The organism is Coleofasciculus sp., from assembly GCF_046565525.1.
Taxonomy (GTDB): domain Bacteria; phylum Cyanobacteriota; class Cyanobacteriia; order Cyanobacteriales; family Coleofasciculaceae; genus Coleofasciculus.
Genome location: NZ_JBKHUP010000006.1, coordinates 63,356 through 81,908 on the forward strand (window position 1 = coordinate 63,356; position 18,553 = coordinate 81,908).

At 46.6% G+C, this 18,553-nt stretch carries 14 protein-coding genes and 1 pseudogene; 10 read left to right on the forward strand and 5 right to left on the reverse strand.

Annotated elements, in window-relative coordinates; genetic code table 11:
• Window positions 1–6 precede the first annotated feature (6 nt).
• The 3 genes from ACLGGO_RS03345 (at window position 7) to ACLGGO_RS03355 (ending at window position 3,923) form a co-directional block, all read left to right on the forward strand.
• Window positions 7–405, forward strand: coding sequence for a cytochrome P450 (locus tag ACLGGO_RS03345; RefSeq protein WP_446418265.1), 399 nt, complete (start codon window positions 7–9; stop codon window positions 403–405).
• Window positions 406–592: 187 nt separating this feature from the next.
• Window positions 593–1,504: a 2-carboxy-1,4-naphthoquinone phytyltransferase gene (gene menA, locus ACLGGO_RS03350; protein ID WP_446335553.1), complete on the forward strand. Its 912-nt coding sequence runs from the start codon at window positions 593–595 to the stop codon at window positions 1,502–1,504.
• Between the two features lie 622 nt (window positions 1,505–2,126).
• Window positions 2,127–3,923 carry an alpha-glucosidase family protein gene (locus ACLGGO_RS03355; protein ID WP_446418295.1) on the forward strand — a complete coding sequence of 599 codons (1,797 nt, stop codon included), beginning with the start codon at window positions 2,127–2,129 and terminating at the stop codon, window positions 3,921–3,923.
• Window positions 3,924–3,964: 41 nt separating this feature from the next.
• Here the strand turns inward: ACLGGO_RS03355 and cax are convergent, their stop codons facing one another.
• Window positions 3,965–5,077 (reverse strand): calcium/proton exchanger, encoded by a 1,113-nt coding sequence (cax, locus tag ACLGGO_RS03360; protein WP_446418266.1) that lies wholly within the window; start codon window positions 5,075–5,077, stop codon window positions 3,965–3,967.
• Window positions 5,078–5,567: 490 nt separating this feature from the next.
• Here cax and ACLGGO_RS03365 point away from each other — a divergent pair, with 490 nt between their 5' ends.
• Window positions 5,568–8,219, forward strand: coding sequence for a DUF3536 domain-containing protein (locus ACLGGO_RS03365; protein ID WP_446418267.1), 2,652 nt, complete (start codon window positions 5,568–5,570; stop codon window positions 8,217–8,219).
• A gap of 378 nt (window positions 8,220–8,597) precedes the next feature.
• Here the strand turns inward: ACLGGO_RS03365 and ACLGGO_RS03370 are convergent, their stop codons facing one another.
• Window positions 8,598–9,176: a fasciclin domain-containing protein gene (locus ACLGGO_RS03370; RefSeq protein ID WP_446334164.1), complete on the reverse strand. Its 579-nt coding sequence runs from the start codon at window positions 9,174–9,176 to the stop codon at window positions 8,598–8,600.
• 375 nt (window positions 9,177–9,551) lie between these two features.
• On the opposite strand from ACLGGO_RS03370, the pseudogene ACLGGO_RS03375 reads away from it, so the two are divergent.
• A pseudogene (locus ACLGGO_RS03375) lies at window positions 9,552–9,671 on the forward strand (Uma2 family endonuclease); the annotation flags it as partial.
• A 122-nt stretch (window positions 9,672–9,793) separates the two neighbouring features.
• Here ACLGGO_RS03375 and ACLGGO_RS03380 read toward each other — a convergent pair.
• Together ACLGGO_RS03380 and ACLGGO_RS03385 are read right to left on the reverse strand one after the other, a co-directional pair.
• The gene (locus ACLGGO_RS03380) at window positions 9,794–10,006 is read right to left on the reverse strand and encodes a hypothetical protein (RefSeq protein ID WP_446418268.1); all 213 of its coding nucleotides are present in this window, start codon (window positions 10,004–10,006) and stop codon (window positions 9,794–9,796) included.
• Between the two features lie 129 nt (window positions 10,007–10,135).
• Complete coding sequence (locus ACLGGO_RS03385; protein WP_446334162.1) at window positions 10,136–10,627, reverse strand: pentapeptide repeat-containing protein; 492 nt, start codon at window positions 10,625–10,627, stop codon at window positions 10,136–10,138.
• A gap of 381 nt (window positions 10,628–11,008) precedes the next feature.
• Between ACLGGO_RS03385 and ACLGGO_RS03390 the strand changes: the two genes are divergently transcribed.
• The 3 genes from ACLGGO_RS03390 to radC all read left to right on the forward strand — a co-directional run bounded on the left by ACLGGO_RS03390 (window position 11,009) and on the right by radC (window position 13,253).
• Window positions 11,009–11,269, forward strand: coding sequence for a GlsB/YeaQ/YmgE family stress response membrane protein (locus ACLGGO_RS03390; RefSeq protein WP_446334166.1), 261 nt, complete (start codon window positions 11,009–11,011; stop codon window positions 11,267–11,269).
• A gap of 168 nt (window positions 11,270–11,437) precedes the next feature.
• Window positions 11,438–12,199 (forward strand): HAD family hydrolase, encoded by a 762-nt coding sequence (locus ACLGGO_RS03395; RefSeq protein ID WP_446418269.1) that lies wholly within the window; start codon window positions 11,438–11,440, stop codon window positions 12,197–12,199.
• Window positions 12,200–12,521: 322 nt separating this feature from the next.
• Window positions 12,522–13,253, forward strand: coding sequence for a RadC family protein (gene radC, locus ACLGGO_RS03400; RefSeq protein WP_446334160.1), 732 nt, complete (start codon window positions 12,522–12,524; stop codon window positions 13,251–13,253).
• A gap of 75 nt (window positions 13,254–13,328) precedes the next feature.
• On the opposite strand, the gene ACLGGO_RS03405 is transcribed toward radC, so the two are convergent.
• A complete protein-coding gene (locus tag ACLGGO_RS03405; RefSeq protein ID WP_446418270.1) occupies window positions 13,329–14,966 on the reverse strand; it encodes a sensor histidine kinase in 1,638 nt (545 codons plus the stop codon).
• A gap of 424 nt (window positions 14,967–15,390) precedes the next feature.
• On the opposite strand from ACLGGO_RS03405, the gene ACLGGO_RS03410 reads away from it, so the two are divergent.
• Complete coding sequence (locus tag ACLGGO_RS03410; protein WP_446418271.1) at window positions 15,391–16,656, forward strand: general stress protein; 1,266 nt, start codon at window positions 15,391–15,393, stop codon at window positions 16,654–16,656.
• A gap of 216 nt (window positions 16,657–16,872) precedes the next feature.
• Window positions 16,873–18,417 carry a hypothetical protein gene (locus ACLGGO_RS03415; protein ID WP_446418272.1) on the forward strand — a complete coding sequence of 515 codons (1,545 nt, stop codon included), beginning with the start codon at window positions 16,873–16,875 and terminating at the stop codon, window positions 18,415–18,417.
• The last annotated feature ends 136 nt before the right edge of the window (window positions 18,418–18,553 follow it).

Genomic DNA, 18,553 nt, shown 5'->3' on the forward strand with positions numbered 1-18,553 from the left:
GTGAGGATGTCAAGAGACCAGTTAATCACTTTGTTGCTGCTGGGTCATGAAACCACAGCTTCCGCTTTAGCATGGGCTTTTTACTGCCTGCATCGTCAGCCGTCATGCCTAGAGCAATTAAGACGAGAGTTAGACAACTTGGGTGATCATCCTGAACCTGAAGCGATCGCGCAACTCCCCTATCTTACGGCGGTCTGTAAAGAAGCGCTACGACTGTACCCCATTGCCTTAATTGCTCAGCCGCGTCAGGTGAAAGAATCCGTGCGGATACAAGGTTATGAATTAGAGCCAACAGCGATCGCGGTGCCTTGTATTTATTTAACCCACCGCCGCCAGGATGTCTATCCCGAACCTGACCTATTCTGTACGACCGTGGCGACGAGGGATTACCATTGTTCCCTCTGATGCTTGTCCCATGGTCGTAAAGACCTAGCGTCATCTTCACTCATCTAAAGAAAAAGTAATAAGTTATCAGTAATACGTTGTAAAATAAGATACCTTTTTGATCCGATTTCTAGACCCAAAAAGGGGAAGCCAGGATTTGATTGCTAATTGGATCAGCGCTAGTCTACTGGATATCTAACTTGCTATCATGACCACAAAGTTCATTGCTCATTCCCAAAATAAGTTATGGTTAGCGGCGCTTAAACCACCGATGTATAGCGTGGCTATCATTCCCATCTGGATCGGCACGGCTGTAGCATACCGGGAAACTCATGTCATTCACTTGGGCATATTTGGCACATTTTTACTGTCAGCTATTTTAATTATTGCTTGGCTTAACCTTAGCAACGATGTGTTTGATGCCGAGACAGGGATTGATCGCAATAAACCCCATTCACTGGTGAATTTAACCGGAAATAAATCTCTGATTTTTGGGTTGAGTAATCTATTTTTAGCTGTAGGTATCCTGGGCATCATCGCGATCGCGTGGTGGCAACGGGACCCGACGGTGATTGGTATCGTCTTGCTTTGCTGCGCTTTGGGGTATAGTTACCAAGGTCCGCCCTTCCGACTGGGTTATCAAGGGTTAGGCGAGATTATCTGCTTTTTTACTTTCGGTCCCATGGCGGTGGCGGCTGCTTACTACTCTCAAGCCCAAACCTTCTCGTCAATGGGGTTAGCTGCTTCAATGATTATTGGCATTAGTACCTCGATTATTTTATTTTGCTCCCATTTTCACCAAGTCGAGGACGATATAGCCGCCGGGAAGCGATCGCCGATTGTTGTCTTGGGAACTCAACGCGGTGCTAAATTACTCCCTTGGTTAAGTGGCAGCATTGTTGCCCTGACAGGTTTGTTTATTGTTTTGGGGATGTTTCCGATTTGGACAGGATTGATCCTTGTGAGTTTACCCTTTGCCCTTGAGTTAGTGCAGTATGTTGGCTGCTATCACGATCAACCGGAAAAAGTCAGCAATTGTAAATTTATCGCCGTTAAGCTGCATTTTTGGAGTGGACTATTCTTGGGGTGGGGCTTTGTCCTGCCTAATCTATGGTATTGATGCCTTCCCTCTCACCTAGGTGTTAACTTAACCTGAAAGCAGGGGAAGCGGGGGAAGCAGGGGAAGTTAGGGAATAATTTTGACAGGTGAGTATTATTTCTTAATTGTCTACTAGGACACAGGAAAGCTGAATTTTAAAATAAGGTATAAAAAATTAAATTAAACTATTTAAATGTTTGGAGCCATCTCCAGCGTTGAAGCTAGGCGTTTTTTGTTTACATTTATTTACAAAATTGCCGAGATAGATTTCCATCTCCTGAACGAGATTTGGGTGAGTTAGTGTTAACTCCTTGGAGGGAGGTAATGTTAAGTTCCAGAAGCATACAATTTAGTTAGTCGTCCATGATTCACTCACCTTAAGATTCAGAAGCGCTCTAAGCTGAGTGAAGTTCATGCACAAGTATTATGGTTTGTCAATAGTCACCAAGAGAGTCTCGAACAGACGCCGACTTTGAGTGCCAGACGACAGGCGGCTGAGGCTCATCCCCTTTAACCGAACCAAACCTGCAATTCCCAACTTAAATAAGGGCAAGGATTAAGGTTGAATGCAATTATTTTCAGCCAATTTACTTCGTCCTTATTCCTAAACTCATCTTTAACAAAGGATTCAATCATGCAACTTATGGATACGGCAAAACCCCACGAAAATACCACTAAAAAGATAGAATATTGGTGGCAAACTCCTGTACTCAATCGTCGGGCATGGACGTGGGAAGATGCTCGTAATGTGAAACACCAAGGCGAGTGGTGGCAGAATGCGGTTATTTATCAGATTTCCCCACAGAGTTTTAAAGACAGTGATGGCAATGGTGTAGGTGACTTGAATGGCATTATTGAACAACTCGATTACATTGCCTCTTTAGGTGTCGATGCCATCTGGCTGTGTCCAATTTATGAATCCCCGATGGAAGATTTTGGCTATGACATTACCGATATGCGGGATATCGACCCGCTTTTTGGCTCTCTAGAGGATTTTAAACGACTTTTGGCTGTGGCTCACTCCATGGGATTGAAAGTGATGCTAGATCAAGTTTGGAGTCATACCTCTGATAAGCATCCCTGGTTTCTAGAAAGTCGGCAAAATAAAAATAATCCTAAAGCAGACTGGTATATTTGGGCAGATCCTAAGCCCGATGGTTCGCCCCCCAACAACTGGCTATCAGCATTTATGGGTCACAGTGCTTGGCAATGGGGACCGGAACGTAAACAATTTTATATGTATAATTTCTTAGAAAGCCAACCTGACCTGAACTGGCACAATCCAGATGTGGTTGACGCGATTTTGGTACGGGCAAAATTCTGGTTGGAGTTAGGAATTGATGGTTTCCGCATCGATGCGCCTAACTTTTTCATGCACGACGCCCAATTGCGAGATAACCCCGTTCGTCCAGAAGATGCGTCTTTACCTGATGGTGTCGCCCCCGATAATCCTGTGGTTCGGCAACTGTTTAAGTACAACTTCTGCCGTCGAGAAACCTTAGACGCCCTCAAACCTATCCGTGAGTTAATGAATCAGTATCCGGGTACGGTTAGTTTAGGCGAAGTTACGTTCTGTGAAGACTCCATTGCCCTTGCCAGTGAATTTGTTGCAGGTGATGAACGGTTGCACATGGCGTACCATAGCGGACTCCTCGTCGATGAACCCATCAGCGCTAAACTGATGCGCCAGATGATGGAAAAAGTGTTAAGTAACTTTACCCAAGGTGGTGATTGTTGGATTGTCGGCAATCATGATTATGGTCGCCTGCGATCGCGCTGGACTGGAAAGGATGCTCAGGGAAATCCTTATCCGGAAAAATTTTATCAGATGATTGCGGCACTGCTTCTATCCTTACCGGGCGCAATATGTCTCTATCAAGGCGATGAATTGGGTTTAACCGAGGCAAGAATCCCTGAAGATATTCCTGTAGAAGATATTAAAGATCCTTTTGGTCAAGCCCTTTATCCGGCAATTAAAGGACGAGACGGTTCGCGCACACCAATACCATGGCAAGGGGATGCCCCCCATGCCGGATTTACCACGGCGGAAGAACCCTGGCTACCTGTTCCCGAAAGTCATTATCAACGGGCGGTGAATCTGCAAAATAAAGATCCTAATTCACTCCTAAATACCTGGCGTCGTTTACTCCACTGGCGCAAAAAACAACCGGCATTAGAAGCAGGTAACTTGGAAATTCTGGATACGGAGGAACCGATTTTTGCCTTTATCCGGCAATATGCCGAACAGCGAATCCTTTGTATTTTCAATTTGAGTAACGAATCTGCCCGCTATGACTTGTCGGGATATCCAGGGTGTGAGGAAACTAAAGGATTAGGCTTTACCACCAATCGCCAGGGTAATACGATCGAAATTCCTGGCTATAGTGTCTTCTTTTGTAATATGCCCCTGAGCTGTGATTATCAACTCAAGTCGAATTAAGGGTAGCGTGTATAGACGTTGCATGCAACGTCTATACAAGGTTATGCCAACCCTTCCACAACCGGATGGAAGTAAAACGCTAACCCCAAAACCACATAAGCCGCAAGCAGCAAAATCCCCTCTAACCAGTTTGACTTACCGTCAGAACTAATGGAATTGGCGATTAACACCGCGACGGCTACCGCCACCAGTTCAAAGGGGTGAAAATCCAAATCCATTGGCTGATCCAAAAACCAACCCGCAATCACCAAGACAGGGGCAACAAATAGGGCAATTTGTAAACTTGATCCCACCGCCACCGACACCGACAAATCCATCTTATTTTTCATCGCCACTGTCACCGCTGTGGCATGTTCTGCGGCATTACCAATAATGGGTAATAGAATCACGCCTGTAAATAGGGCAGTTAATCCTAACTGGGAGGTGGCTTCCTCTAAGGTATCCACCAATAGTTCAGACTCCAACGCCACCAGTAGGGTTACCCCAAGTAACACCCCAATCCACAACTTTAAATTCACCTTATGTTCCAGTTCCTCACTAGAAACGGCTTCCCCCTCTTGTGACTCAATATCCACCATACCCACATCAAAAAGATAGCTGTGAGTTTTCATGGAAAACAGTAAGGTGAGGGCGTACACCACGATCAACACCCCAGCAACGGCAACCGATAATCCTTGTAACGTTTCTTCATCAATTCCAGGCGTCGTGGCATCCATCGCCGTCGGTAGTAGCATGGCAATGACAGCCAAATTCATTGAGGAAGCATTCACCCGCGCCACAATCGGTTGAAAGTCCTGTTCCTTGTAACGCAACCCGCCCAACAGCATAGATAATCCCATGACTAGCAGCAAGTTGCCAATAATTGATCCCGTAATCGTGGCTTTGACCACATTGACTAAACCCGCATTTAGGGCAATGAGGGCAATAATCAGTTCTGTCGCATTGCCAAACGTGGCATTGAGCAACCCACCCAAGGTAGGTCCAGCCACAACCGCAATTTCTTCCGTCGCCTTTCCCATCCACGCCGCTAGGGGAATAATCGCCAGGCAGGAGGTAATGAAAACTATAGCTGATCCCCATTCCAGAAAATGTGCGGCAATGGAAATGGGGAGAAAAATTAACAACAGAGACAGAATCGTGTTTTTGTTCAGCATCTAAAAATAAGCAGATGGGCACAGATTAAAGTTAACGGTGAGGATTGTCATTTGTCATTCGTTGATTGTTGAGTGGGAAACATCTCTCCCCTGCTCACCATAGTTCCAGATGTCTCTACAGGCTCTCCCCTACTCCCCTGCCCCCTACAGATCCCCAGCAAGAGATGCCATAATGGGCAAGAATTGCTATAGTGCGATTAACTTGTGTGAATTTATGGCAAGTTCTATTAAGTTTCATCGATTTTCAGTAAATATTGCGGTTGAATACAAGATTAAAGGCACAAATTGTTACAGGTTCATCCCCAAATGCAAGTTTAGCAACTTGTGCGAATGATTTTGTCTCTACTGGGCTGGCGTTCCCTACTGAAATGGCTAGCTTTCAACCCAAAATTCGTTTAGCTAATCTTTCAACTCATCCCTACTCAAGAGCGAAAATTAGTAGAGTAGGGGAACCAGTCTGACTCGTTTTCTGTGGAATTTGGTGATTTCAATGACTTCTGCTGCTGAACTTTCAGCTTCACAAGCTGCGGCAATCAGTCCCATCGCGACCTTATCCGAGGAGGCTGAGATTGCATACGATCCCCTGCAGACAGCTAGGGGCGTCTACATAACTGTTCACGGGCATTTTTATCAACCCCCTCGTGAAAATCCTTATCTGGATACCATTGAACGTCAGCCCTCGGCGGCACCGTTTCACAACTGGAATGAACGAATTCACCACGAATGCTATCGCCCCAATGCCTTTGCACGGGTGTTAAATGGTTACGGCGAAGTGGTGGAGATCGTTAATACCTATGAATATCTCAGCTTTAACATTGGCCCGACGCTGATGTCGTGGTTGGAACGCTACGACATGGAAGTTTATGAGCGGATACTGGAAGCAGATCGCAAGAGTTGTCAACGGCTTAACGGTCATGGCAATGCGATCGCGCAAGTCTATAACCATATCATTCTTCCCCTCGCCAATGAACGGGATAAATACACCCAGATTCGTTGGGGAATGGAAGATTTCCGCTCTCGCTTTGGTCGTGATCCCGAAGGAATGTGGCTGGCGGAAACGGCGGTTGATTACCCCACCCTGGAAGCTATAGTGGCAGAAGGGATTAAGTTTATCATTCTTGCACCGTCCCAAGCCGAACGCTGTCGCCTTCTACCGACAGAAGACAATCCTGATCCGGATTGGCATGAAGTGGGTGGAGGTCAGATTGATCCCAGCCGCCCTTACCGTTGTTTCCTCGAAAGCGGTGAATTTATCGACATCTTTTTCTACGACGGTCCCATCTCACGGGATATGGGGTTTAGCGATGTTCTTAGTAGTTCCGAACATTTCGCCGGTCGTCTAGGGATCGCGATTCATGGGGATCACCGTCCCTCCCAGATTATCAGTGTGGCAACTGATGGGGAAACCTTCGGACATCACAAACGCCACACAGAAATGTGTATCGCCCATGCCTTTACTCAAGTCTTTCCCCACCGTAACTGGACGGTGACCAACTATGCCCATTACCTCAGCATCAGTCCGCCGACTTGGGAAGTTATTCTCAAACCCGTAACCGCTTGGAGTTGTTCCCATGGCGTCAACCGTTGGCAAGATGACTGCGGCTGTGGTGGCGGCGGTGGTTGGCATCAGAAATGGCGGCGTCCCCTGCGAGAAAGCCTGAACTGGCTGCGGGATCAGTTGGTTCCGGTGTATGACGAGAGGGGTCGTCAGTTTTTCCGTGATCCTTGGGCGGCGCGGGATGAGTATATCCAAGTGCTTCGCGATCGCTCTTTGGAAAAGGTGGAAGAATTTCTTAACCGTCACAGCGTTGCGCCCCTCTCTCCCACGGAACAAATCGACGCCCTACGGCTATTGGAAATGCAACGCCACGCCATGCTCATGTACACTAGCTGCGGCTGGTTCTTTGAGGAAATATCCCGTCCAGAAGGGGTACAGATTTTACGCTATGCAGCACGGGCGTTGGAGTTAGCTGGGGAAGTGGCTGGTATCCAGCTTGAGCTAGGTTTCTTGGAACGCCTCCTCCTAGCACCGAGTAATGTAGACTGCTTTAAAACCGGAAATGAGGTCTATCGGCAACTGGTGGTGTCGGCGCAAATTACCTTTAAACAAGTTGCTGCTCATTACGCGATTAGTTCCTTATTTACCAACTATGCCCAACAAGAACGGATCTACTGCTACCAAGCGCATCAGCTTGACTATCAACTCCAACGTATGGGTTCACTGACGTTGGCAGTGGGTCAATTGCGACTGGTGTCTGAGATTACTTGGGAAAATATGGAATTAGTTTTTGCTGTTCTCCATATCGGGGGCTGGGACTTCCACTGCTGTATTCAACCCTTTACCGGGCGTCGGGTATATACCCAGTTGAGGGACAAGATATTTGAGGCGCTCAAGCAAGCCAGTGCTGCCCATACGATTCTGGCAATGAATCAGATGTTTGGTGAGCCGTCGTTTAGTTTACAAAATCTGTTTGCTGAAGAGCGACAAAGGATTATGCAGCTAATTAGTCAGGAAACCCTGACACGATTAGATCAGCTTTATAACCAGATGTACCGGGATAATTACGGCGTGTTGATGGCATTCCATCGGGATGAATTGCCCGTACCGAAAGAATTGCAAGTGGCAGCAGAAATTGCTTTGTCCAACCGTTGCCTGATTGCGATTAAAGCCCTAGACATAGAGGTGAGCGATCCCCAAGCTATCAATGCTCAGATAGCTGAACTGGAAGCAATCGCCACAGAAGCGGGGCATTTACGGTGTCACCTGAATATCCCAGAAGCCAAGCTAACTCTGGAGAGATTAATTTGGCGAGTGCTGTGGCAACTTTTGCATGAGGGTGATCCCGATACCCTCGCCGAGGATATCCGTCAGATTGATCGGCTGATTGAGATTGGCAATCGGCTGAACCTCGGTTTATCTTTAGACCGTTGTCAGGAACTCTATTTCAACTGTTTACACACCTCAATCGTGCCGCAATGTGAACTGGCAATTCAAGCCCAACGCCTGAGTGACCACAAGAATGGGCATCAGGCGCAGCTTACGGCGACAAATCCTTGGACGATTATCCGACTGCGCCAGTTGCTTCAGCTTGGTCAACTTTTGTCTGTGGAAGTGAGTCCTTGGTTAAGTCAGTTGCTTTAACTTGTTTCGCGTAAATCCCCTTCCTCCGTGAAAACAGGGAGGGGATGTAAGCAAAAAACCGAATAAACGAAGGTTTTCAAAGGCGGATGAAACGGGAAATCCCGTTCGCGTAAGCGTGGCGTAAACCAAGACGAATAAGACCGTCCTTGCTTACTAGTTGGAAGCCCCAAATAAGAGCGAAGCAAGTTGGGGTACTTCACATGAGTGAGATAGGGGACATAGGGGAGATGGGAGAGATAGGGAGTTAACTCAAAACTCGGTCAGGGCGGGTTTTGAACAAAAGTTATCATCAATAGCTTGGGCGAATGCCCTAAACCCGCCCCTACTTTCCTCTAAACTTCCCCAATCACCTGTTTTCCAATCCCCAATCCCCAATCCTTAGGGCAATAGAACTGCACTAATCCCATGAATCATGCCGTTAGATGCAGGAATATCTGCCAGAACCACGGGGATACCATTGACAAAAACTTCGCTAGCATCGCTGACTCTTATGGTTAAGGGTTTACCCGCTAGGGTGGTTAACCGTAAGGTCGAACCGGGGGTTAAGCCAAAGGTGTTAATGTTACCGGGAACAACGTGATACGTGAGGATTTCAGTTAATCGAGAGCGGTTTTCGGGTCGGAGTAAAGTTGCAACAGTTCCCTCTGGTAAAGCAGCAAAGGCTTCATCTGTGGGGGCAAAAATGGTAATTGGTCCCCTCCCCGCCAGTGCTGAGGTGAGTCCGGCGGTTTTGATCGCAGCCGTTAGGGTGGAGAAAGCGTCGTTGGCGGTTTCGAGTTCATCAGCTATATTGTTTACGCCTCGTTGAGCAATCAGGTGGAGTCCGGGTTCTGCCTTCAAGAGGCGAGGGGATTCGGTGACGCTGTTGGCGGGTAATGCGATCGCGGTACCCAGACTGGCAAGACTTAAGCAGGCGGTTAGTTTCCTCAAGGTGGAAGTAAAAGAGCGGGCTGGCATGAATTTTTATCCTTAGAACGGGGATTTATCCTAATCCGGCGAGAATACTTCTACTATACCTGAAAGGATAGTGGGGCATGAATCACACTTTGTGAGGAAATTTGTTTTCATGTTGTTTGTTGATAAGTTTAAATGTGATAGACTATCAATAACATTGCAAGGGTTCGAGCAAGTGTTTAACTTAATTTACGATTTTAAATTAAAGGCAAATCGCACAGAGATAGCCATCTTTGAAGATTGGCTATAACAGTGTCGTCGGGTTTATAACTATGAACTGAAAGAGCGCAAAGATTGGGTGATTTCAGAGAAATCACCTTATTTAGCTTGCTCGATTTCGCATGAGTATATCATCCCGGCTGATGCCCCAGCACCAAACATCAACTTGTTGAGGATGAGTACCAGGTTAGTCAGTTCAGGGGAGATGACCGCATCGATTCTCCAACGTTCCCAGAATTGAACTTGACAGCCCAAAAAGTCTTTAGCGCTGGAGCCTGACAAAACACAACTCTACTGAAACAGTACTTATTCAAAACCACTATCCCCTGTCACAAGGTGACGTTTACCAAGCCTTGGGTTGGATAACTTTAACTCATATTACTCAGCGAGACACTTATGTATCAAACTAATCCGCCTCGTTCTCCCAAAGACGTCTTACCGACATTATCGGGAGAGCGATCGCGTCTGGTTGCGCTGGTATGATGTAAATGGCGACTGGATTGTGGCTCCTGAGGAACGGGAACGGCGACGAGTTGAGCGATTGACACAACAGTTGCGGCGACTGGGCGTCGAACCGGATTTGGATGAGCCGATTTAGCCGATAAATTATTCATCCTTCATGGCAACTTCACCTGGCAATTAACCCGGTAGTTTGCTGATGAATAAAACAGCCAGATAATTGAGTGCATTTAATCTTCTGAAAAAATCCCCCAATTCCTTACCCGTCCCCGTCCATTAGACAATTAAGAACAACCGAGAGAATCCCTTGTGGCTACGCCAGTTTTAGAATTAATCCCTGAAGCCTGCTGACATAATTGTTGCAGTTGTGCGCCATCTAGGAGGGCATCGGTGAAGTCAGCCCCCGTGATTAATGTATTATCAAACACTGATCCCAGTAAGAGAGTTTCGACTAAAATCACATCACTTAAATCTGCTCCCGTTAAATCTGCCTGATCTAACATGCCATAGCTTAAATCCACACTGTGCAAATTAGCATTAGTCATCACTGACCCACTAAAAATAGCACCTCGCAAGTCAGCATAGGCAAAATTACTTAACTGTAAATTGGCATTGGCAAATTCAGCCCTCTGTAAATTTTGACCGGAAAAGTCTTTGCCTGTGAGTTGGGCGTGACTGTAGGATAAGGGAGGCGGATAGTCAGCTGCTTGGGCAGATAGAGGATGAACGAATAGAGTGATCGCGACTAGGAATGCTATCAGTTGCCGAAGAATCATTTTAAGTTGCCTGATTGACCTTAATTCTTGTCCCCTATTAAATCTGATTAGTGTTGAGTCGGTCAAATTCAGGAAGCGGGGGTAGCAAGCTTGCAAGACGTATGTAGTGGCGTAGCACACCTAATTAGAGGGATTAGCCCCAAACCCGGAAACTGTAGGGGAGCAAGCCCTGTGCGCCCAATTTAACCGTAATATCTATTCCCCAATTTTAGCTGTGCCATGCCAGTAGGAAAATAATCTCTCATTTATTTAATTAATGTAAATAGCTTATAAACCTTCTTTCTTAGGATAGATAACTTTCCATACGTTTGTTGATGATCTTAAAAGAATGTCTAGTAAATTCTGAGTGATTAATTATTAAATCATTAAATTTAGGAGGACATTACTAGGGGAATTTTAGCCTGGATTGTTTTAGGAATTATCGCTGGTGCGATCGCGAAGGCAATTTATCCAGGACACCAAGGCGGTGGTATCCTCGCTACCATAGTACTGGGAATCGTTGGGGCTTTAGTTGGAGGCTGGATTGGTAACTTACTCTTTGGAGTCGGTTTTACAGGCTTTACCTGGTGGGGTTTCCTAGTGGCAATTGTAGGCGCGATGGTCGTCTTGTTCATCTACGGTCTGGTTACGAAAAACGCTTAGTTGTCCCTTGATCGGATAAGCTGCTCCCCCGCTTAAAAGTTGGGGGATTTTACATTGTTTGTCCGACTCTTTTCTCAAAGAAAGGTTTTGTTCACTTCCAGAAGCCGCTTGCGTGTTTCCGTCTTATGTCGGTATAGTTGCTCACATAAGACCAGTGACCAATGACCAATGACCAAACTTCGAGCATTAATCTTTGACGTAGATGGGACATTAGCGAATACAGAACAAGACGGACACCGTGTAGCATTTAACCGCGCCTTTGCTGAAGCTGGATTTGATTGGGATTGGTCTGTTTCCCTCTATGGTGAATTACTAGCAGTTGCTGGCGGGAAAGAACGTATCCGCTTTTATTTAAACCAATACCGCCCTGATTTCCCACCTCCCGCCAATTTCGACGAGTTCATTGCGAATCTGCACCGGGCGAAAACTCACCATTATCAGCAACTTATCGCCACGGGGGCTATTCCCCTGCGTCCCGGTGTGCAACGATTGATTAAAGCGGCGCGATCGCAAGGAATTCGGCTAGCCATCGCCACCACTACCGCCCCTACTAATGTAACCACCCTTTTGCAGCATACCCTAGGGGAGGAGAGTCCGGCGTGGTTTAACCTGATCGCGGCGGGTGATATCGTCCCGGCGAAAAAACCCGCCCCAGATATTTACCACTATGTACTGCGGCAAATGGATTTGCTACCCCAAGATTGTTTAGCGATCGAAGACTCTGATCAGGGTTTAATTGCGGCGACGCAAGCGGGTATCACCACGATGATTACAGTCAACAACTATACAAAAGACCAAGATTTTGCCCAAGCGGTACTCGTGTTAAATCATCTCGGAGAACCTGATCAACCCTTTACCGTTCTCGCCGGAGATGCTGGAGATAGGCGATATGTTGATATAAAACTCCTGAACAATCTACATCACCGTTAGAGCGTCGGTTCAGTTACCACAGTTAGCGGTGAAAAGACTACAATTAATGGCGGCTCAAAAGTCACATCTCCTCTTCCCCAATCCCCAATCCTCAATCACCTAACTTTACAAATTTGAGTTCAAAACTCTATTAATATAGCAATTCAATTGCAGCCATGATATCATGTCCGTCTAGACAGTGATTCTTGACTTTTACCTTGCCACCTTACTCCTTACCTTCCGCCCTAGAGCATTCTGCCATCTGCCTTAAAGAGTACCAAAGTGTAAGTATTCAACCGAACCTGATAATGATCGGCTTGTCCCGGAGTGATGGGGTAGCGTTATGACCTATAGCCTTAGAATTGCGGATATTCCTGCTAGCGAACGTCCACGCGAACGATTAATGGCGATTGGTGCCAAAAATTTGGCGACTGCGGAACTGATTGCCATTTTGCTTGCCACAGGTCAGGGAAAAGGTAAGCTTTCAGCAGTAGGTTTAGGACAATATATTTTGCAGCAATTGAGTCAAGATGAGCGCGATCCCATGGCAGTATTGCGAGATATCTCAGCCCACGAGTTAATGCGTATCCATGGCGTCGGGCCCGCTAAAGCTGCCACCATTCTAGCCGCCATTGAACTGGGAAAACGAGCCTTTCAGTCTCGCCCGACAGAAGGCACAATAATTGACAGTCCCACAGCGGCGGCGGCGGCTTTGAGTCACGAGTTAATGTGGCAAACTCAGGAGCGTTTTGCCGTGTTACTGTTGGATGTGAAAAATCACTTATTGGGGATTAAACTCATCTCGATTGGTACAGCAACACAGACATTAGCCTGTCCCCGTGAAATTTTACAAGCCGTCTTGCGCCATGGAGCGACACGGTTTATTGTGGCGCACAATCACCCAACAGGTAGTGTTGAACCCTCTGAGCAAGACATTTTTCTGACCAAACAGCTTTTGCAGGGGGCGCAGCTAATCGATCTGCCTTTAGTTGATCACTTGATTTTGGGAGATGGCGATTATCGAAGTCTAAATATCACGACTTCATTATGGAAGGAATACCCCCAAGATATTTAACCTTTGAAAGTGTTTCCAGAGCATCTATCTACATTAGGCATTGCTGACTTAACCCAAATGGGATGAACCCCGAAACTATACTAATATTCCGCCTTGATTTGTGCTATTATTCCCAACTTCCAAGGGCAAAAATATCGTCATCACTTCTCCCGCTTGGGGTCGCTGACGCACAATTAATTTACCTCCTAATGCTTGGAACATGTGCTTGGTCACGTTCAGATTCAAACTTAAACTGCCTGTTTCTGGCTGAAACATTAGTAACTGACCAATTGATTTTAACGTCTGGCAGGTTGACTGTCCCAACGCATCAGCATTCCCCAAATTTTCTGGGTCAGGTTGAGACTGGAATTGCAATTTTAACTGGTCTCCGGCGGGTGTTACCTGCACCTGAATGTGACCACCTGCAGGTAAGGTGCGGGTAAAATTTTCCACTAAACCCGTCAATACTTGATCCAACATTGAGGGATTACTCACTACTGTGGGAAGATTTTGCGGCAATACGACATCTAAGCTAACATTACGCCTTTGTGCCTGCTTTTGCCAGTGGGGAATACTGTTCTGGAAAATTTGAGCCAAGGACATTGATGTGAGATTAACAGGGGCTTCTTTAACCGCTTTTGTTTCTAATTCAACGGCTTTAAAAATTAACTCCATCCGGTTAATCTGTTCTGTACATTCATGATCTATAATTTCCAGGCGCCGAATAACTTCTGGCGCTAAATCTCGACGTTTTAATAATAATTTTGTTAACGTGCGAATCGTCGTCAGCGGTGTGCGGACTTCATGGGTTAAAGCTTGCAGAAGTTCAATGTCTGGGGTGGCTTCGCGGAGCTGGGATACTCGATGATTGACACGGGTTTCTGATTTAGCTAAGGGTTGCCAATCCCGGTCTTCAATTGTCTCACTGTAAGAAGGGTCTTTAGATAATTGAGTGACTGAATTACTCGGAGTTACAGCTATGGTTTCATTCTTAATTTCCGGGGAAGATTCGGGCATATTTTGTAGCAAGTGGCGCCCAAATTCCATGACAATCTGATAATCCGGGAGCTGGGGGGCAAACTGCTTAACTAATGTATTTAAATAACTCAGTTGATGGGGATTGGCTAATAACAACCGAGGATAAAGAGACGCCCAAGCTTTTTGCACATCCTTTGGATCAAAGGAGAAGCGAAACCCAGGTACACCATTTTGGTCTTCTCCCGCCGCCATAACTAAACTAAAGCCACGGGTAAAGACCAAACAAAACTGCTCTTCGCTCAACGAATCAGCCGGAAACAACCGGAGTTGATATGTGGTATTAACCGTACCTTGAGTCCTTTCCGGTTGAGCTGGAGGCAATTGAAAGGGCATAAAACTCCAGGGGTTTAGGGTTTCAGTGGTAAACACCCCAGTTTGGAAATGGGAAAGGAGATCTGAGTGACTTAAAACGGGTGCAGGACCAGCTAAAACTAACCCGTTTAGGGAGGTTGAATTGTCGGCTTGATCCCGTTGGCAAAGGAGTTGTAAGAGTAACTGTTCCAGAGACGCGATCGCACTCTGCCATTCTCGTTGCGATCGCGTCTGTTGTCTCATTCGGCGACTGGTCTCACTGCGCTGTCCTTTATCCATGACAACCTTCGCCGGTTCAACCTGAGATTCGACCGGATTGTTGACTCCAGTCTGCGTATTCTGAGCTAAAACTTCACTGATGTTTGGTAACAACCACTTTTGCACCGCTATCTATCCCCATGAACAACCAGTTTTACTTGTCTATCTATGAGGATACTGGCACTCATCATCTCTCTGGGGTCGTAGAACCGAACCCATGAGTCGCAATTTCCGTGGATTGTCCTTTGTTATTCGTCATTCGTCCTTTGTTCAGGGCACAGACGATAGGAATCAGATGGAGTTATCAGGGTTGTGTAGGGGCGGGTTTTACTACTATCGTTTCTTGCCTTACCCAAATTTGATTAAACCCGCCTCGACTACCCCATCCTTCATAATTCATAATTTCTTCATAATTCAGACAATTCTTTCTTCCTACAGATGGACAAGTTGCTGATGTGGGTTATCTCGCACGATTGATGAATATCTGCAACAGAAATGTAGAAATAGGGGTATCAGGGTGAAAACCTATAGATAGATGGAGGCAGATACTATGACATTAGGTCAATATCAGCGAGGTGTGGGTGTCTTTCCCAGCCGACAAGCTGCTGAAAATGCTCTAGAACATCTGAGGGATGCTGATTTTCCCATGAACCAAGTATCCGTCATTGCCCGGAATGAGGAGCAAATTGCCGGAGTGGATGTGCAAGATGATACCGAAAATGAAGCGGGTGAAGGTGCTGCGGCTGGTGCGGTTGCGGGGGGAGTTACAGGAGGTATCGTAGGTTTAATTGGTACTTTAGGTGCGATCGCGCTTCCGGGAGTAGGACCCATTTTAGTCGGGGGTGCAGCGGCGTCGGTCATTGGAAATACACTTCTGGGTGGGGCTGTTGGTAGTGCTGCTGGAGGCTTATTTGGGGCGCTAATTGGATTGGAAGTTCCGGAAGCCGAAGCTAAACTTTATCAAGATCGCTTAGAAAAAGGACATTATTTAATCCTAGTTGATGGCACACCCGATCAGATCACCCGTGCGGCTTCTATCCTGAAACCTCGAGGAATTCAAGAGTGGAGAAGTTATGAGCGTCCGACGGTGAATACCCCACCTTCCACCTATACTCACCCAACGACTGCTGCTCAGGTTGGATATCCTACACCCCTAGGCGCCGCGTACACAGGACCCTTTGGCGAACCCTTGGGTGCAACGCCGACAGGTGTAACCCCGTCTCCCCCGTCAACAGCACCCGGAAAGCAAACTCAGCGAGCGATTGGCGTCTTTTCTTACGAGCAAAATTTAAAAAATGCTCTCAATGAGTTAAAATCGGCTGGATTTCAGATGAACCAGGTTTCGGTTATTGCCAAAGACGCCGAACATCCCGATCAGGTGGCTGGGGTGAGAGTAACTGATCCGTTGAGTCATGAAAAAGCTAGAGATGCAGCCACAGGGACTGTAGCTGGGGGTGTCTTGGGCGGATTGACTGGATTGCTGGTTGGGTTAGTCACCTTAGCGGTTCCTGGGGTTGGTCCGGTGGTATTTGTCGGAACCGAAGCCGCCGTGATCGCTTCTGCATTAGGCGGAGGTGCTATTGGTGCAGCAGCGGGTGGTTTGGTGGGTCTACTGGCTAACTTAGGCGTTCCCGAAGAGCAAGCCAAACGCTATAGCCATCGCCTCTCTCACGGGGATTATCTGGTTCTGGTTCATGGAACAGAGGAGCAAATCCAGCACGCCAAAACTATTTTGTGCGATCGGGGGATTGAGGAATGGGATATCTACAACAGTCCTAGCGCTCCCATGACCTATCCAGGTCGAGTTTTTCCATAGTTAACGAGTTTTTCCATAGTTAACAGGAAAGAAAAAATTAAGGATATGGAGACCCGCGTAGGCGGGTTTCGTTTGTGTAGCTGCGGTTTCCAACTGCCAAGCTAACCAAGAGTTAGCTCGTTTGACAGAAAACCCTATCACCCATAGGATTGATATTTCTAGTCAGCACTTAACGTGCATCCCTTCTGATCAGCCCAAGTTTGGCTATAGGCAGTTATGTCAAAACTTGGTGCTGGTTTAGCCTTAAAAAATATGTCATCCCTACAAAGACTGACTCCAAACAAAAGCAAACGTAAAGTCCATCGCGCCCTTTGGTTTGAACGAGTGATGGCGCTTTTGGCTTCGCTCAACTACCTCTTAGTCTTGTTTGACTTGACCTACCTGCCTCTACGAGATTTTTGGCTACATGGGAAAGTCCAGTTATTTAGTTTTGACATCGGTCCGGTTAGTTTGCCCGGTTTGTCCTTAGAGGTTCCCCTACCTCCGATTACACAGTGGTATGATCCGGTGAAGGGTATTCAACCTTACCGAGACACAGAGCAATATTTGGACAAGGTTAATGAATTAGAAGCGGAGATTGATGCAACCAACTTAAGCAGTAAGCTGAGAAGCTTACAATCTCCTGAAGTTGCCCAAATTCTGGAAGATCTACGCCAACGTAGCGTAGAAATGATTGAGACAAACCCCTTCCAACTTGCCGATAAAACGGGTGATCTAGAAAAAATCAAGAACAAGATGCGAGAGCATATTCGCACTGAAGAGGATTCAGCGAAAGAAGCATTTATACAGTTTTGGAGCATAGAAAACTTAGCCGCTAAAGATCCCGATGACGAACTCCAATTTTTTAATGATGAAATTAGTCCTCTTATAGAAGCGAATTATTACCGCCCTATTGGAGAAACCGGGGATTTTGTCGATTATTTTGGACTCCTTGACTTCCCGTTTTTTGCTCTATTTTTAACAGAATTTCTGGCACGTACCTGGTTGATCAGTCGCCGTCGCACCGGGGTTAGTTGGCTGGATGCCATGTTATGGCGTTGGTATGATATATTTCTGCTGATTCCCCTGTGGCGCTGGCTGCGGATCATCCCGGTGACGATTCGGCTGGATCAGGCAAAGTTAGTTGATTTGAGTGCGATTCAAAAACAAGTGCGTCAAGGATTTGTCGCTGAAATCGCTGGCGACATGACCCAAGTCGTGGTAATTCAGATTATTAACGAACTCCAATATTCCATTCGCCAAGGAGAGATCGCGAATTTGCTACAGCAACGGGAGGTTCGCCCCTACATCGATCTCAACGAAACCGACGAAGTGGCAGCACTGACCAAGATAATGGTACAGATGACTGTTGAGCAGGTTCTTCCCACCATCCGTCCCGATGTGGAAGCGTTGCTGCACCATAACTTGGATAAAATTATCAACCAGTCACAAGCGTATCAGGGACTAGAGCGAATACCGGGTGTAGAAACAATCCGCAATCAGCTCATCGAGCGACTGGTGCAACAAATTACCCAAGCGGTTTACAGTGGATTAGATGCCGCGATCGCAGATGATCCAGTTGGGGATCAAATTCTGCAACGATTGATTAGCCATATTGGCGAAGCTTATGGTTCCCAAATTCAGACCCAGAAAACTTTAGAGGAAATTCAATACTTGCTCAACGCCTTCTTAGAGGAAGTCAAAATCAATTACGTCAAGCGTTTGTCCCAAGAGGACTTAGAGGAAATTCTTGACCAAACCCGGGCAATTCGTCAAAAGTAACATCGGTAGTTTTTGAGCAAATGAGGGAGATGAGGGAGGTGAGAGAGATAGGGGGATTAACTCAACACTCAACAATCAAAACTCCACCGTCGTGACCCTTTGCCTGTGGTAAACCGATCCCACAACAGGCTAAGAT

What these genes read in the sequence shown, in the direction of transcription:
- ACLGGO_RS03410 (WP_446418271.1), top strand. Translation starts at nt 15,391, where the DNA reads ATGACATTAGGTCAATATCAGCGAGGTGTGGGTGTCTTTCCCAGCCGA.
- ACLGGO_RS03355 (WP_446418295.1), top strand. Translation starts at nt 2,127, where the DNA reads ATGGATACGGCAAAACCCCACGAAAATACCACTAAAAAGATAGAATAT.
- ACLGGO_RS03380 (WP_446418268.1), bottom strand. Translation starts at nt 10,006, where the DNA reads ATGAATAATTTATCGGCTAAATCGGCTCATCCAAATCCGGTTCGACGC.
- ACLGGO_RS03365 (WP_446418267.1), top strand. Translation starts at nt 5,568, where the DNA reads ATGACTTCTGCTGCTGAACTTTCAGCTTCACAAGCTGCGGCAATCAGT.
- ACLGGO_RS03345 (WP_446418265.1), top strand. Translation starts at nt 7, where the DNA reads ATGTCAAGAGACCAGTTAATCACTTTGTTGCTGCTGGGTCATGAAACC.
- ACLGGO_RS03395 (WP_446418269.1), top strand. Translation starts at nt 11,438, where the DNA reads ATGACCAAACTTCGAGCATTAATCTTTGACGTAGATGGGACATTAGCG.
- menA (WP_446335553.1), top strand. Translation starts at nt 593, where the DNA reads ATGACCACAAAGTTCATTGCTCATTCCCAAAATAAGTTATGGTTAGCG.
- ACLGGO_RS03370 (WP_446334164.1), bottom strand. Translation starts at nt 9,176, where the DNA reads ATGCCAGCCCGCTCTTTTACTTCCACCTTGAGGAAACTAACCGCCTGC.
- cax (WP_446418266.1), bottom strand. Translation starts at nt 5,077, where the DNA reads ATGCTGAACAAAAACACGATTCTGTCTCTGTTGTTAATTTTTCTCCCC.
- ACLGGO_RS03385 (WP_446334162.1), bottom strand. Translation starts at nt 10,627, where the DNA reads ATGATTCTTCGGCAACTGATAGCATTCCTAGTCGCGATCACTCTATTC.
- radC (WP_446334160.1), top strand. Translation starts at nt 12,522, where the DNA reads ATGACCTATAGCCTTAGAATTGCGGATATTCCTGCTAGCGAACGTCCA.
- ACLGGO_RS03415 (WP_446418272.1), top strand. Translation starts at nt 16,873, where the DNA reads ATGTCAAAACTTGGTGCTGGTTTAGCCTTAAAAAATATGTCATCCCTA.